12 protein-coding genes are annotated in these 15,231 nt (G+C 51.4%); 5 read left to right on the top strand and 7 right to left on the bottom strand.

From position 1 onward, the window contains the following. Positions 1 to 35: 35 nt before the first annotated feature. The 3 genes from rraA to ppsA form a co-directional block, all read right to left on the bottom strand. A complete protein-coding gene (gene rraA / locus ACJJIT_RS08320) occupies positions 36 to 515 on the bottom strand; it encodes a ribonuclease E activity regulator RraA (protein ID WP_444900619.1) in 480 nt (159 codons plus the stop codon). 141 nt (positions 516 to 656) lie between these two features. Further along, complete coding sequence (locus ACJJIT_RS08315) at positions 657 to 1,226, bottom strand: L,D-transpeptidase (RefSeq protein ID WP_252081811.1); 570 nt, start codon at positions 1,224 to 1,226, stop codon at positions 657 to 659. 429 nt (positions 1,227 to 1,655) lie between these two features. After that, entirely contained in the window at positions 1,656 to 4,019 is a 2,364-nt protein-coding gene (ppsA, locus tag ACJJIT_RS08310; protein ID WP_252081812.1) for a phosphoenolpyruvate synthase, read from the bottom strand. A 196-nt stretch (positions 4,020 to 4,215) separates the two neighbouring features. Here ppsA and ppsR point away from each other — a divergent pair, with 196 nt between their 5' ends. From ppsR to ACJJIT_RS08295, 3 genes are all read left to right on the top strand, one after another. After that, positions 4,216 to 5,043, top strand: a complete 828-nt coding sequence (ppsR, locus tag ACJJIT_RS08305; protein ID WP_252081813.1) for a posphoenolpyruvate synthetase regulatory kinase/phosphorylase PpsR — start codon at positions 4,216 to 4,218, stop codon at positions 5,041 to 5,043. An 84-nt stretch (positions 5,044 to 5,127) separates the two neighbouring features. Next, positions 5,128 to 6,459, top strand: coding sequence for an aminodeoxychorismate synthase component I (gene pabB, locus ACJJIT_RS08300; RefSeq protein WP_444900618.1), 1,332 nt, complete (start codon positions 5,128 to 5,130; stop codon positions 6,457 to 6,459). A gap of 168 nt (positions 6,460 to 6,627) precedes the next feature. Next, positions 6,628 to 6,924 carry a hypothetical protein gene (locus ACJJIT_RS08295; protein ID WP_444890165.1) on the top strand — a complete coding sequence of 99 codons (297 nt, stop codon included), beginning with the start codon at positions 6,628 to 6,630 and terminating at the stop codon, positions 6,922 to 6,924. Positions 6,925 to 6,951: 27 nt separating this feature from the next. Here the strand turns inward: ACJJIT_RS08295 and cysB are convergent, their stop codons facing one another. From cysB to ACJJIT_RS08275, 4 genes are all read right to left on the bottom strand, one after another. Beyond that, complete coding sequence (gene cysB / locus ACJJIT_RS08290; RefSeq protein WP_252081816.1) at positions 6,952 to 7,923, bottom strand: HTH-type transcriptional regulator CysB; 972 nt, start codon at positions 7,921 to 7,923, stop codon at positions 6,952 to 6,954. A 208-nt stretch (positions 7,924 to 8,131) separates the two neighbouring features. Next, the gene (locus tag ACJJIT_RS08285) at positions 8,132 to 9,043 is read right to left on the bottom strand and encodes a 5'-nucleotidase (RefSeq protein WP_444886351.1); all 912 of its coding nucleotides are present in this window, start codon (positions 9,041 to 9,043) and stop codon (positions 8,132 to 8,134) included. Continuing rightward, entirely contained in the window at positions 9,043 to 9,723 is a 681-nt protein-coding gene (locus ACJJIT_RS08280) for a TetR/AcrR family transcriptional regulator (protein WP_444900617.1), read from the bottom strand. The genes ACJJIT_RS08285 and ACJJIT_RS08280 overlap by 1 nt, the downstream gene beginning before the upstream one ends. Before the next feature lie 87 nt (positions 9,724 to 9,810). Then, positions 9,811 to 11,100, bottom strand: coding sequence for an NAD(P)/FAD-dependent oxidoreductase (locus ACJJIT_RS08275; RefSeq protein WP_444900616.1), 1,290 nt, complete (start codon positions 11,098 to 11,100; stop codon positions 9,811 to 9,813). A 229-nt stretch (positions 11,101 to 11,329) separates the two neighbouring features. On the opposite strand from ACJJIT_RS08275, the gene ACJJIT_RS08270 reads away from it, so the two are divergent. Together ACJJIT_RS08270 and ACJJIT_RS08265 are read left to right on the top strand one after the other, a co-directional pair. Further along, positions 11,330 to 12,664 carry a glutamine synthetase family protein gene (locus ACJJIT_RS08270; protein WP_444886354.1) on the top strand — a complete coding sequence of 445 codons (1,335 nt, stop codon included), beginning with the start codon at positions 11,330 to 11,332 and terminating at the stop codon, positions 12,662 to 12,664. A gap of 434 nt (positions 12,665 to 13,098) precedes the next feature. After that, complete coding sequence (locus ACJJIT_RS08265; RefSeq protein WP_444900615.1) at positions 13,099 to 15,222, top strand: M4 family metallopeptidase; 2,124 nt, start codon at positions 13,099 to 13,101, stop codon at positions 15,220 to 15,222. The last annotated feature ends 9 nt before the right edge of the window (positions 15,223 to 15,231 follow it).

Here is a 15,231-nt window from a genome sequence, read left to right as displayed (position 1 = left end):
GCTTTTGTGAAAGCTGTGTAATTGAAAAGTGGGGTTCACACTAGTGCTTCTTGCGCAACAATGATTCCGTTGTTATCCCCATACAGATATTCTCCAGGTCGAAAAGTCACCCCTCCAAAAGTCACTGCCAGATCCCGCTCACCAATACCTTTTTTCTCCGTTTTCATTGGGTGTGTACCCAGGGCCTGAACGCCTAAATCTAGCGCCCCAATCTGGTCAACATCGCGGATGCAGCCATACATCACTATGCCTTCCCAGCCATTGGCTACCGCTTTATCGGCGAGCATATCGCCAAGACAAGCGCGACGCATTGAACCACCCGCATCGACTACCAGAACTTTTCCTTGTCCCGGTTCCGCCACTAACTCCCGCACCAGCGAGTTATCCTCAAAACACTTAATAGTTACGATTTGACCGCCAAAGTTCTCACGGCCTCCGTAATTAACAAACATCGGCTCAACCACTTGCACTGCATCACCGTGGTCATCACACAAATCGGGGGTAGAAATTGGCATAAGTCCTCTCGCAATCATTCCGTAAAAAATGATGATAGCGATAGTGTCACTTTGGTGGCAGGCTGACAAATAAATACCGGGTATCATCCCTATAGATAATACCCGGCCAAGGCTTCGCTGCTACAAAATCGTTTTCAGGTTTTAGTGCGTAACACGCACCGGAGTACCTACACGTACATGGCGATAAAACTTTCTAGCCATGTGCGGAGGCATACGCACACAACCATGCGAGGCAGGGTGTCTGGGCACATGGCCAGAAGCATGCAGACCGATCCCGCCGTTGAAGCGAATATAGTTATTCATTTTTGCACCACGATACACAGTACCGGCGGGGCGACGATGTTTACGAGTATTTACATTGGACCTCACCACCCGTCCTGTGCGCCTATCTACATAACTACCGTAGATCGAAGAGCGATGATGCGGGTGCTTGGACAATACACGGAAGTGTCCTGGCCGCGTACTATAACCCCGCTTACCGGAGGAAATTCTGGATACCCCAACCAACTTACCGCCTTTGTAGAGGTAAGCGCGCTGTTCACTCAAGTCAATCCTGATTGAGGCGCCTCCTCCCCTAGCCGCAGCGCGATCATCAAACCAGTTACCACCGCGGGGCTTTGCCATTGCAGGGGGAACGGCGATTAGTGCCAAGAGACACAACATCAGAAAAATATGTAATATTGGGATCTGTAACTGTCTGCTCGTATGCATAGCTCACCTCAACAACTTTCTCTGCTCTGCCAAAGTGGGCGGAAAGGAAAACAGCCCAACCGATACCACTCAAACTTCTACACCGGAGGATTTACCCCTGCAGGTGAATCAGCACCAAAGCAAATTGCGCTCTGTTTTCCATCTACGCGCTGCCTCAGGACTCTTCCGATTTTATTGAGGCTGGTGGTAAGCCTTAGAATGAATTCTTATCTCTGAAGGCAAGCCATAGAGTTTTGAATTTTTTCGGTAGCGTGTGATCCGTAAATCTCACACAGAAATAGCAGGATAAATTCCGAAGTTATCGAGAGAAGCGGCAACAGAAGTCTAATTTTTGGGCAAACACGCAATGAATTAGGAAAAAAAAACCACAGTCGCTGGAGGGGCGCTTAGATAGGAAAAGCGGCCCAAAAGGGCCGCTTAGAAAGGAAATTAGGCTTCTTCGTTAGCTAGGAATAGCCAGGTATCTACAGCGGTATCCGGGTTCAGGGAAACACTGTCGATTCCCTCATCCATCAACCAGCGGGCGAAGTCTTTGTGGTCAGAAGGTCCCTGACCGCAGATGCCTACATATTTACCAGCTTTTTTGCAGGCCTGGATGGCGCGGGACAGCAGAGCCTTCACTGCCGGGTTACGCTCGTCGAACAGGTCGGCCACCAGACCGGAATCCCGATCAAGACCCAGGGTAAGCTGGGTCAAGTCATTAGAACCGATTGAGAAGCCATCAAAATGCTGCAGGAACTCTTCTGCCAGCAGGGCATTGGATGGCAGTTCGCACATCATAATGACCTTGAGACCAGCCTCGCCGCGGCGCAGACCGTTCTCGGCGAGCAGACCGACAACCTCTTCTGCCTCTTCCGGAGTTCGCACGAAGGGTACCATGATCTCCACATTGGTCAGCCCCATCTCGTCACGTACTTTCTTCAGTGCACGACATTCCAGGGCGAAACACTGGCGGAAATCTTCAGAGCGGTAGCGAGCCGCACCACGGAAGCCGAGCATCGGGTTCTCTTCGCTGGGTTCGTATAGTTGGCCACCAACCAGGTGTGCGTATTCGTTGGACTTAAAGTCTGATAGACGCACGATTACACGATTAGGTGCAAAGGCCGCGGCCAGGGTAGCGATACCTTCTACCAGTTTCTCAACAATAAAGTCTTCCGGGGAGGCGTAACCGCCTATGCGCTCGCGGATATTCTGTTGCAAGTCATCCGGGAGGCTATCCAGCTCAAGCAGGGCTTTCGGGTGAATCCCAATCATGCGATTCAGGATAAATTCCAAGCGCGCCAGGCCAACCCCCTGGTTGGGCAAGTGGCTAAAGGCAAAAGCGCGATCTGGATTGCCCACATTGAGCATGATTTTGAAAGGCAGATCCGGCATTTCGGAAACTTCAGTTTCTTCACGCTGGAAGTCCAACTCGCCGGACATTACGAAGCCGGTATCGCCTTCGGCACAAGAGACGGTGACGGGAGTACCGTCTTCCAATAACTCGGTGGCGTTTCCACAGCCAACCACTGCGGGAATCCCCAATTCACGGGCAATAATCGCCGCGTGACAAGTACGGCCGCCGCGGTTGGTAACAATTGCGCTCGCCTTTTTCAACACCGGTTCCCAATCCGGGTCGGTCATATCGGTCACCAGGACCTCACCGTCCTGCATAGCTGCCATATCTTGGACGGACTTCAGCTTGCGAACGCGGCCTGCACCGATACGCTGACCAATCGCGCGCCCCTCACACAGTACTTCACCGCGTTCCTGCAGGCTGTAACGCTCAATGCTGGTACCCTGATCGCGGGAGCGTACGGTCTCCGGGCGCGCTTGTACGATAAATAGCTTACCGGTATCACCGTCTTTGGCCCACTCGATATCCATCGGACGACCGTAGTGCTCTTCGATTTTACGGGCCTGAATTGCCAGGCTGGTCAGCTCTTCATCATTGAGAGCAAAACGCTGGCGATCTTCTTCTGCAACCTCAACGGTTTTTACTGAGCGCCCGCAATCGCCGCTTTCGTCGTAAACCATTTTGATGGCTTTACTACCGCGATTGCGACGTAGGATAGCTGGGCGCCCGGCATCCAAAGCCGGCTTGTAGAGATAGAACTCGTCAGGATTCACAGCACCCTGTACAACAGTCTCACCCAGACCGAAGGCCGCAGTGATAAAGATCACATCACGGAATCCACTCTCAGTATCCAAGGTAAACATTACACCGGCCGCGCCAGTCTCACTGCGCACCATGTGCTGAATACCAGCCGACAGAGCTACACCTACATCCGCGTAGCCTGTATGTACACGGTAGGCGATGGCACGGTCGTTATAGAGAGAGGCAAATACTTCTTTAACCGCAATCAGAACCGCATCTATACCACGGATATTCAGGAAGGTCTCCTGCTGGCCTGCGAAAGAAGCATCCGGTAAATCTTCAGCAGTCGCGGAGGAACGCACAGCAACAGCTGTTTCACCACCACCCAAAGCTTCATAACCATCGCGGATCTCTTTTTCCAGCTGTGCAGGAAATGGGGTCTGTATGATCCAATTGCGAATTTCATCGCCGGCTTTGGCTAACTCAGTAACATCACCGACATCGAGTCCTTTCAGCCGCTCGGCGATACGCTGCTCTAACTGCTCATGGGCTAGGAAAGCCCGAAAAGCCTCCGCTGTGGTCGCAAAGCCGCCCGGTACACTCACACCAGCGCCGGCCAGAGATGAAATCATCTCGCCGAGCGATGCGTTTTTACCGCCGACTTTGTCGACATCATCCATTCCCAGTTTTGCAAAGTCGATGGTGAAATTCGTCAAGTGAAGGCCCTCTGAAATCAGGTTTGTTGGGCGCTGATTATAAGGATGAGTCTTGTAAAAAATAGCCCAGGAAAAACGGTCAATATGTTGTAAATTTTCTACAAGCTTGCTTAGCTCTCAGAAAATAAGACCTTTAAGCCCACCACCCCTATACTAGCGGCCACTAAAAAGTCCCGCCAACAGACAGAGACGCAGCATGGCAAAAGACAAACGCACCGCTTTTTTTATTTCCGATGGAACCGGCCTCACTGTAGAGGGCATTGGCCACAGCCTATTGGCACAGTTTCAGGACCAGCATGTCGAGCAGGTGACTCTGCCTTATATTGACTCTACCGAAAAGGTCCAGCAGGCTCTCCAGCGTATAGAGAGCGCTGCCCAGGAATCCGGTCTGCAGCCCATCATTATTACCAGCATCGTTTCTGACCAGATTCGCGATCAATTGCACCAAAGCCCCGCTTTAATGCTGGATATCTTCGAGAATTACCTGACACCTCTGGCCAATTTATTTGGGCGCGATCCTGCACAGACCGTTAATGTCTCCCACGGCATTGCCGATAATCGCCGCTATAGCGAACGCATTGATGCGGTGCATTTTGCTATCGATAACGACGACGGGCGCCGCATCAGTGAATTTGAGCAAGCGGATGTCATATTGCTCGGCGTCTCCCGCTCCGGCAAAACCCCCACTTGCCTATATTTGGCCTTGCAATTTGGACTGCGCGCGGCCAACTACCCCATCACCGAAGAGGATATGGACTCCACCACCCTGCCCAAGATTCTGCGCCCCTTCCAGCGCAAACTCTTCGGCCTCACCATAGATCCCAAACGCTTGATGCAGATTCGACAGGAAAGGCGCGCCAATAGCCGCTACGCTTCTATAGGACAGTGCGAATTTGAGGTGCGCCAAGTCGAACAGATGCTAAGGCGGGCGCAAGTGCCCTTCCTCAATGCCACCCAGCTATCCGTGGAGGAGCTCGCTACGCGCCTGATGTCCCAGGCCGGCATCGAGCGAAGAATTGACTAAGGGATGACCAAAAAGCCAGGCGCCCTTTTCACGCCGCGACAAAGTGTGTAGTGTGCGCCGTCTTCCAGACTGCCGTGTTTTGATATGCAAATAGTCTCCCTGCCCTATTCACTCAATTCTGCAGCAGCCTTCCAGGCAATTGCGGATCTACCTGTGCCGGTATGGCTCGATAGCGGCCGACCTCTCAGCAGCGGAGGTCGCTACGATATTATCAGTGCCGACCCTCTTAACGCGCTGGAACTGGCAGCAGATAGCAGTGAGCCTTTCACTCGGGTAGATGACCTAAGTCGTGAGCTGTGCCCACAGGAGCGGGACTCACAACTGCCTTTTTGCGGTGGAATCATCGGTTTTGCCGGTTATGAACTGGGCACCGGCGGTAACTTTTTGCCTGCGGATACCCGACCTACGGACCTACCGGCAGGCTTTTTTGGGCTCTATAGCTGGGCTTTTATTGCAGATCACCAGCTGGGCTCCAGCCATCTGGTTTTTCATCCTGCCTGCCCAGCCAGGCAGGTACAAGAGCTAATCAATCGTTTTAAATCGGTGCACTGGGAGCGAGAGCAGGATCCCGAGGGGTTTCGCCTTTTAGCACCATTTGCCCACGAACTCAGTGTTGCTGACTATGAGGAGCGCATTGCGCGAATCCTCGAATATATCGCAGCGGGAGATGTCTACCAGGCAAACTTTACCCAACGCTTCAGCGCCCCCTACGAGGGCGATCCCTTTGCTGCCTACCTGGCATTGCGTCGACGCGTGGCAGGGCCATTTTCAGCATTTATGGAAATGCCCCAGGGCAGCTTGCTGAGCCTATCGCCAGAGCGCTTTATTCGTGCCGATGGCAGTAGCTTGCGCACCGAGCCCATCAAGGGCACCGCCGCCAGAGTAGCTGATCCGGTAGAGGACCAGCGTGCGGCATTTACCCTGCAGAGAAGCCCTAAAGATCGCGCAGAAAACCTGATGATCGTGGATTTGCTGCGCAACGATTTCAGCAAGTTGTGCCGCAGTGGCAGCGTGAGGGTGCCGGAGCTATTCCAGCTGGCTAGCTTTGCCAATGTTCACCACTTGGTCAGCGTAGTGACAGGAGAGATGCATGAGGACTCAGCTTACAGCGACCTGTTAGCGGCCTGTTTTCCCGGAGGCTCCATCACCGGTGCGCCCAAACGCCGCTCTATGGAGGTCATTCGCGAGCTGGAAGGCAGCCCCAGGGGTATCTATTGTGGCAGCATCGGCTATATCAGTAGCTGCGGCCGCGCCGATACCAACATCGCCATTCGTACCTTTAGCGCCAGTAATGGGCGCATTACCTGTGCTGCCGGTGGAGGCATAGTCGCCGACTCTGATCCGACAGCAGAGTACAAGGAGTGCCTGGCCAAAGTGCGCTTACTTCTTGAAACCGCAGAGCAATTCCTGAATTGATCACCCAGCCCGTCAAAAATCACTGCCTGCCGGGCTTTTCTGTAGTCTTACTACAGCATTTTGGTTATAGAACTATCTAGGATTGATATTTCAAAGTTATTAGGCCATCTGATAGATTCAATGCCAGTAGTGCCAATTTCAGCGCTTAACTGGATCAAGGAATTTATTGTGAAGATCACACTAGTCAAAAAAGTACTCGCCGATGGCTCACCCTGCGCCAAATGCCGGGATGTGCAGGAAAAACTGGAAGTGAACGAACAACTCAAATTTATCGATCAAACTTTGATAGCTGACGTGCGCGACCCGCAAAGTGCCGGGATGCAAATTGCACAGCAATTTAATGTGGATCGAGCGCCATTCTTTGTGGTCGAGCGTGAAGGGCAAGAAGCAGAGATCTATACCGTCTACTTCAAATTTGCCAAGGAAGTTTTACAACCCCTGATCCAACAGGCAGAGGCCTCTTAGCCTCTGCCAGCCAGCTACACCGCAATACTAATAAACCGGCAGCTCTGTATCGGCAAATAGTGCATCTACCTCAGCTCTGGAAGTAGCATGCGCAGCTTGATCCACCAATTCCCGGGTGAGATGCGGAGCAAACTGTTGGATGAAATCATACATAAAGCCTCGCAGGAATATTCCCTTGCGAAAGCCGATCTTGGTAATACTGGACTCGAACAAATCACTGGCATCCAGGGCAACTAAATCTTCATCCTCACCATCCACCGCCATATCCGCCACTATGCCAATACCGAGACCCAGGCGCACATAGGTTTTAATAACATCCGCATCCGCAGCGGTAAACACGACCTTAGGCGAAAGCCCTTTCTCCAGGAATGCCTCATCCAATTTTGAGCGGCCGGTAAAGCCAAACACGTAAGTGACGATCGGATACTTTGCAACCTCTTCAAGATTCAGCTTGCTGACATGGCAGAGAGGATGATCTTTAGGCACCAAAATACAACGATTCCAGCGATAAACCGGCATCATCACCAAATCACTGAAAAGCTCTAGTGCCTCGGTAGCAATGGCGAAATCCGCAGTACCATCGGCTGCCATTTCCGAGATTTGCATGGGGGTTCCCTGGTGCATATGCAGCGATACATCAGGGTAACGGGAAATAAACAGCTTGATAACCGGGGGCAGCGCATACCGCGCCTGGGTATGGGTAGTAGCAACCGCCAAGCTGCCCTTCTTGTCATTGCTGAACTCCTGGGCAACCTGCTTGATATTTTCCACTTTGCGCATAATTTCGCCAGCGGTCTTGAGGATCGCCTCCCCCGCTGGCGTCACCCTGGTGAGGTGCTTGCCGCTACGGGCAAAGATTTCCACCCCCAGCTCATCTTCCAGTAGGCGAATCTGCTTGCTGATGCCCGGCTGGGAGGTATAGAGGCTCTGCGCAGTAGCAGAAACGTTGAGATCGTGATGCGCCACTTCCCAGATATATCGCAACTGCTGCAGCTTCATAAGTCCTCCCTTTAATATCAATCACCCCGCCCCAGGACGAGTGCAACTCTGACATATAAATTGTTAGTTATAAAAAACATCTTGAGTTATGCGAGAAAAGAATAGCAGCCAATCGAAGCCGGGGCCAACGGACAGATGAATATCCGGTGAAGAGCGGCGGGTGTCAATCGACTTTCCAGCATTTACAGGCCCGAAAGAGCTCAAATACTCAGGCATCACTATTTGCGATATTGGCAATACCGTGCGGCACATGACCTGTAGCCACATGCTCGGCTGCGGAGGCACAGTGCGCCGGCTGGTCATCAAAGAACACATCAGCACCGAATGCCCGCAGAAACTCCCCCTTTGGAAGCCCCCCCAAAAATACCGATTCATCTACACGGATATCCCAGGCACGCAACGTACGGATTACCCGCTCATGGGCTGGCGCAGACCTTGCCGTCACCAGGGCGGTGCGTATTGGACAACTCTCTAAACCAAATTCCGCTTGTAATGTTTGCAGAGCCTCAAGAAATCCCTTGAAAGGCCCTCCACCCAGCGGCATCTGTGCAGAGGCACGCTCTGCACGGGTAAAGGCATCCAGCCCATCCCGCTTGAAAATCTGCTCAGCCTCGTCAGAAAAGATTACCGCATCACCATCAAAGGCAAAGCGCAAAACATCGTCGCGCTGCTCGCGGTTACCCCCAGCCACCAGAGTTGCCGCAGCAACCCCCTGATCCAAGGCGCGACGAACATCCAAGCCATCAGTCGAGAGAAACAAATTACAGCCAAATGGACCGATATAGCGATAGGGGCTTTCACCATTGCAAAAGGCAGCCCGGGTAATATCCAGACCATAGTGCTCAATTGAGTTAAACACCCGAAGTCCTGTATCAGCACTGTTACGGGAAAGCAGGATAACCTCGACCCTGGGCTCCCCCTCAAGCTGCTCGTTGATTTTTAGAAATTTCTCTACCAGGTGGAAGGCATCTCCTTTCTGCAAAACATCGTTCTCCCGCTCTACTTGATAGCGCGAGAAAGCTTGCAGGCCCAACTCCTCGAAAACCTTATGGCTATCATTCAAGTCGAACAGTGCCCGAGAAGAAATCGCGATTACCAGTTTGTCCGGACGCATGGCCATCAGGGCGCCTCCACATCACTGAGCCCCTCGGGACTATTATCGCTTCCTCTGAGGTTCAACAGAGTGAAAAGCATTTGCTGTAAATCTTCACAGGTACGGTAAGCACGCACCTCTGCTTGGTTAACCATCACCAGCAATAGCGCATGGCAGCTTTCCAGTGTGAGCCGACCCAAGCGATTCATTTCATTGGGCGGGCAGGTAAAGCCCAAGCGATGGAACATATCCACCAGGTGCCCGATCACCAGCTCGTCATGGCTCTTATCCAGCTCGTGCAACTCGGGAATTCCCCACATAGCTTGGGCCAATGGCAGCAGCCCTCGCTGCTCACGGTACACAGCTAGAAGGCGCCCAACAAACTCATCAATAAAACTCCCAAGTGTCATATGCTCGAGATCGAGCTCTGCCAGCTCAGCCATGGCCTCACTGATACTAGCGAGCCACTGCTCGCCCATAGCATAGAGAATCGCATGTTTATTGGGGAAATAATGGTAGAGGGAGCCCACTGAAATATCGAGCTTCCGCGCAATTAAGATAGTAGTGAGATCATCGAGCCCGACCTCTTCCAGGAGCCTCCCGGTGACATCGAGTATCTGCCGGGCTCGAGCCCGTGCACGGGCTTGGACCGGCTCGCGGCGAGGGGTTAATTGGCTTTTGCGCTTATGCTGTTCGGTACTGGACAAGATCGGTTTCCTAACGGCAACTCACAGCATCTTAACACCAAAGGAGTCGACAATTTCACCAGCAACAGTCCAGCCACCTCACCTCTTTCAATGCCCAAACCTATCAAGCAAACTGTGGTAAAGCATTCCCAACACCAGGCCCGGCCAACGCAAAAGGGTTCCACCAGGAAAAGTCTCTGTTGGGATCTTCGTCATGATGTCAAAGCGCTCCTCAGTGCCAACAATTGCTTCAGCGAGGAGTTTACCCGCAAAGGTTGCAGTAGGCACCCCGTGGCCCGAGTAACCTTGACTGTAATAGATATTGGGCTCCAGGCGCCCCATATGCGGCATGCGATTCATAGTGATCGCCAGAGTGCCGCCCCAGCCATAATCAATTCGGGTCTGCTTTAGCTGCGGATACACCTGCAGCATTTTTTTCCGTACAAACTTGCGTATATCTGCAGGAAAGCTGGCCGAATAATTCTCACCACCACCAAAAATCAGGCGGTTATCTCCCGATAACTTCCAGTAGTTGATAACAAACAGTGTGTCCTGCACTGCATAATCATTGGCGATCAATTTTTGAGCAGCAGGCTCAGACAGAGGTTCAGTGGCCAGAACAAAATTATTGATTGGCATAATTTTGCCAGCCAGCCGCGGCTCCAAGTTTCCGAGATAGCCATTGCAGGCCAATATAACCTTAGCCGCCTTTACCTGCCCCTTGGCTGTTTCGACGGTACAGGAATTCCCTCCCCGGTAGCTAGTCACTCTGCTGTGCTCATAGAGCTCGACCCCAGCTCTGACACAAGCCGCCGCTAACCCAAGCCCATAGTTCAATGGGTGAAGGTGCATGGAGCCACTGTCAATTTGTGCGCCTAAATAACGCCTTGTTCCCACAAGGCCACCCACCTCCTGCTCATCGGCATAGCGCACACCCGAGTAACCATAACGCTCCTGAAGAAGCTCGGCTTCCTTGCGCAGGTAGTTGTCATGGCTGGGTTTAGCTGCGAGATGCATTATCCCTCGCTTCAGGTCGCAATTAATTTGATGCTTATCAATCAACTGCTCTACCAGCCGCACCGCCTCAAGGCTAAATTGCCAAAACCGCTTGGCAATCTCCACACCGAACATTTCTTCCAAGTCACTTTGGCAGCGCCGTTGCCCAACCCCCACATGTCCACCATTGCGACCAGATGCGCCCCATGCCACACGCTGCGCTTCCAAGACAGACACTTTGTAGCCCCGTTCCGCTAAATGCAACGCTGTGGAGAGCCCGGTATAGCCGGCCCCAATCACACAAACATCCACCTCCCGGACACCATCCAGCTGGGGATAAGAGGTAAGCGGATTGGCACTTGCTGAGTAGTAAGAATCTGTATAACCAGAGGTGGTTTTCATCAATGCAGCCCTTCAAGGCGTTGAGTATGCGGGAAGCTCTGAAATAGTTCGGCCCCGAGAATAGCAAAATGGTAATTCCCTTTTACCTGCCGTGCCAGGCTTCCCATAAATCTCAAAACATATCCGGCAAGTCATTATTTTTGCCTGCACTGGTGGCTACCGCCAATGTGAGGGTCAGGCATATACTGGTACGACATGTAGATGGAAACACACTGGGTAACTCTAACAAATGGACAAGATTACAAGCTGGCTCGCCGAACACGATATTGCCGAGGTGGAGTGCCTGGTGCCGGATATGTCGGGTAATGCCAGAGGCAAATTTACGCCTACAGATAAATTCCTTACCCAGGACAGCCGACTTCCAGAAAGTATCCTTGTGCAAACCGTTACCGGCGACTATGTCGATGAGCACAATGAACTCGTGGACCCAGCAGATACGGATATGTTGCTGGTGCCAGATCCCGATTCCGTTCGACTTAACCCCTGGGCCAATGATCCCACTGCTCAAATTATTCACGATTGTTATACCCGGGATGGTCAACCACATCCGATTAGTACGCGGAACATCCTCAAATTCGTTTTGGAAAAATATAAAGAGAAAGGCTGGAAACCAATCGTTGCTCCGGAGGTAGAGTTTTACCTCATAAAGCGCAATCTTGATCCAGATGAAAAACTCTCAGCACCCGTTGGCAGATCTGGCCGCACGGAAAAAACCAGACAGTCTTATAGCATCGACGCTGCCAACGAATACGAACCCATTATTGAGGATATGTATAATTTCTGTGAGGCGCAGGGGCTCGATGTAGATACCTTGATTCACGAATCAGGAACCGCGCAAATGGAAATCAATTTCCTTCATGGAGACCCACTTCAACTCGCCGACCAAGTTTTCACCTTTAAACGCACCGTCAGAGAAACTGCTCTGCGCCACGGAATTTATGCCACCTTTATGGCCAAACCCATGGAGGACGAACCCGGCAGTGCATTACATCTTCACCAAAGTGTTGTCGACTTAAAAACAGAGAAGAACATATTTGTAGACGACCATGGAAATGAAAACGATAGCTTCATGTATTTTATTGGCGGTATGCAGGAGTACACTCCAGGATTCATTAGTTTTCTAGCCCCAAATGTCAATTCTTATCGACGCTTCACTCCCGAAATGGCCGCCCCGACAAGCCTGCATTGGGGCTATGACAATCGCACTACCGGCCTTAGAGTTCCCGACAGTTCACCTCAAGGAAAAAGATTGGAAAATCGTTTTCCTGGTGCCGACTGCAACCCTTATCTCGCCATTGCTGCTTCTCTCGCTTGCGGTTATCTCGGTATGATCAATAAGGTAGCACCTAGCGCACCGTATCAGGGCGACTGCTCCAAAGAGACCATTACCTTACCCCGTACTCAAGAGCACGCCCTCAATCTTTTAACGGAATGCGAAGCCGCTGCTGAAATGTTTGGCAAAAAATTCGTGAAAGCATGGAGCGCAATAAAGCGCGATGAATACGAGGAATTTAACCGAGTTATCAGTTCTTGGGAGCGGGAATATCTACTTCTCAACGTATAGATAATCCCAAAAAATATTTTTGAGACTTTTCTGAAATTTTATTCTCGGCTGGCGCACCACCCTTTTATCGGGTTTATTTAGGCGCATCAATTTGGATTCCTCGGCAGGATATTATTTGCTGATTTGTGACTAAATAAGCAAAAATATCGAAAACAATTCAAATATATGAGTTTGTCATCACCTTTTTGTTGCCACTAAGCACATGCAAGGTAATCTCAGGTTGCCCGGAATATTTGGGCAACCGGTTTGAGAAAGCGGACGTCATTGCCAATTTTTGGCCCCACCCCAGATGCCCGGCCTTCTTCTGCTGTCTTACCAACCATAAAGACCGTTTGCATCAAGTTGCTGAAGCAATCAGTAATTCCTTACTGGATTGTTTTCCAGCTGCTGATGCTCGGTCGCTAATAAAAAAGTTAAATAAGGGAAAGCTAGCAATGAAGCATTTGATAGGACTTACCTGCACTTTAGCTATGGCTATTAGTGCGCAGGCTGCCGACCGTGTTCCAGCCACTCCGGATATGCTCTCGCCACAGACATTAAATACCGTTGCCGGATCTGACATGGCATTGGTAAAAATTCGTGAGCGTACTCTGGGAAATGGCAAAACCGTCGCCCGCTACCAACAAACCCACAAAGGCATACCCGTGTGGGGACAGACCGTAACCAGTTCTGGACAGGGACTCATTACCGAGATGCACGGTAATATCCTTACCGGACTCGAACTTGAAGTACCCACCGTGCGTGCGGCAATTGACGCGGGCAATGCCCTTGATCGCGCCATGAATCATCAGGTTTCACTACGCGCACAACAGGGAGTGATGTCGGGTGCTTTATCACTGCCAGTGCTTAAACTGGAGGCCAAAAACCAGAAAAAAGAACTCTATGTTTACATCAATGAACAAGATGAGGCTCGCCTGGCCTACCTGGTGAACTGGGTCGAGTATGGAAACGACCCCAAGCGCCCCTTCTACTTTATTGATGCCATGACCGGTGAAGTGATTAAGCATTGGGATGGCCTCACCTTCCAAGATGCACAAGGTCCTGGCGGCAATGTAAAAACGGGCCGCTATGAATATGGTACCGATTTCCCCTCCATGCAGGTTGATGCCAACTGCCGTATGGATACTACCAACGTTGAAACTGTGAACCTGAATCATGGAACCAGTGGCGGTAGCGTCCATCAATTCAACTGCCCCTACAATGATCACAAAGAAATCAATGGTGCTTATTCACCGCTAAATGACGCGCACTATTTTGGTGGCGTGGTCTTCGCAATGTTCAGTGACTGGTACAACACTTCACCGCTGACTCAAAAGCTGCGCCTTCGCGTGCATTACGGTAATAACTACGAAAATGCTTTCTGGGATGGCAGCCAGATGACCTTTGGCGATGGGCAAAACACCTTCCACCCCCTAGTCAGCCTGGATGTTACGGCTCATGAAGTCAGCCACGGCTTTACCGAGCAGAACTCTGGCCTAGTTTACAGTCAACAACCAGGGGGAATTAATGAAGCCTTCTCCGATATCTCTGGTGAAGCCGCTGAATACTTTATGACTGGCAGTAACGACTGGCTGGTTGGAGCCCAGATTTTCAAAGCCAATGGCGCCTTGCGTTATTTTGAAGACCCGACACAGGATGGACGCTCCATTGGCCATGCCGACGATTATTACAGCGGTATGGACGTACACTATAGCTCCGGTGTCTACAATCGAGCTTTCTATCTGATCGCCAATACCAACGGCTGGGATACTCGCAAGGCATTTGATATTTTTGTCCTCGCTAACCAGATGTACTGGGGCTCAAACTCTGACTACGATGAGGCTGCCTGCGGTGTTGAGCAAGCTGCTGTAGACCTAGGGTACAGTAAAGCGGATGTTACAACTGCCTTCAGTACCGTAGGAGTTACCTGTGATAACACTCCACCACCTCCTCCTGGAGAGCTTGAAAATGGAGTTTCCGTTGACAATCTTGGTGGCGGCTCTGGCGATGAACTCCATTACACATTAGATGTTCCTGCTGGCGCTACCGGCCTAAGCTTTAATATGTCTGGTGGCACCGGTGATGCGGACCTCTATGTACGCTTTGGCTCAGCACCAACCACCAGCACATACGACTGCCGTCCCTACACTACCGGCAACAATGAAACCTGTGAGATCTCCAACATACAAGCAGGCACCTACTATGTGATGGTGCGTGGTTATAGTTCTTTCTCCGGTGTCAGTCTGGTAGGTAGCTTCACCGACGGTGGCGGTGGCAACCCCGGCGGCTGGGAAAAAACCAATCTGTCTGGCTCCGCTAATGCCTGGCAGCACTTTACCCTGGATGTGGACAGCGGTATGTCATCCCTGAAAGCGGTGATGTCTGGTGGCAGTGGGGACGGTGACCTCTATGTTCGCTTTGGCTCAGCACCAACTCGAAACACCTGGGATTGTCGTCCATATAAGTGGGGTAATGATGAAAACTGCAACATCAGCAACCCACAAGCAGGTACCTGGTACATTAGTATTCGCGGTTACCAGACATACTCCGGTGTAGCACTCAGCGCCCAAGCAGAATAAGCTTATCTG

Source organism: Microbulbifer mixtoriginis (SeqCode) (assembly GCF_052467515.1).
This window is presented reverse-complemented; position numbering and strand designations above follow the sequence as displayed.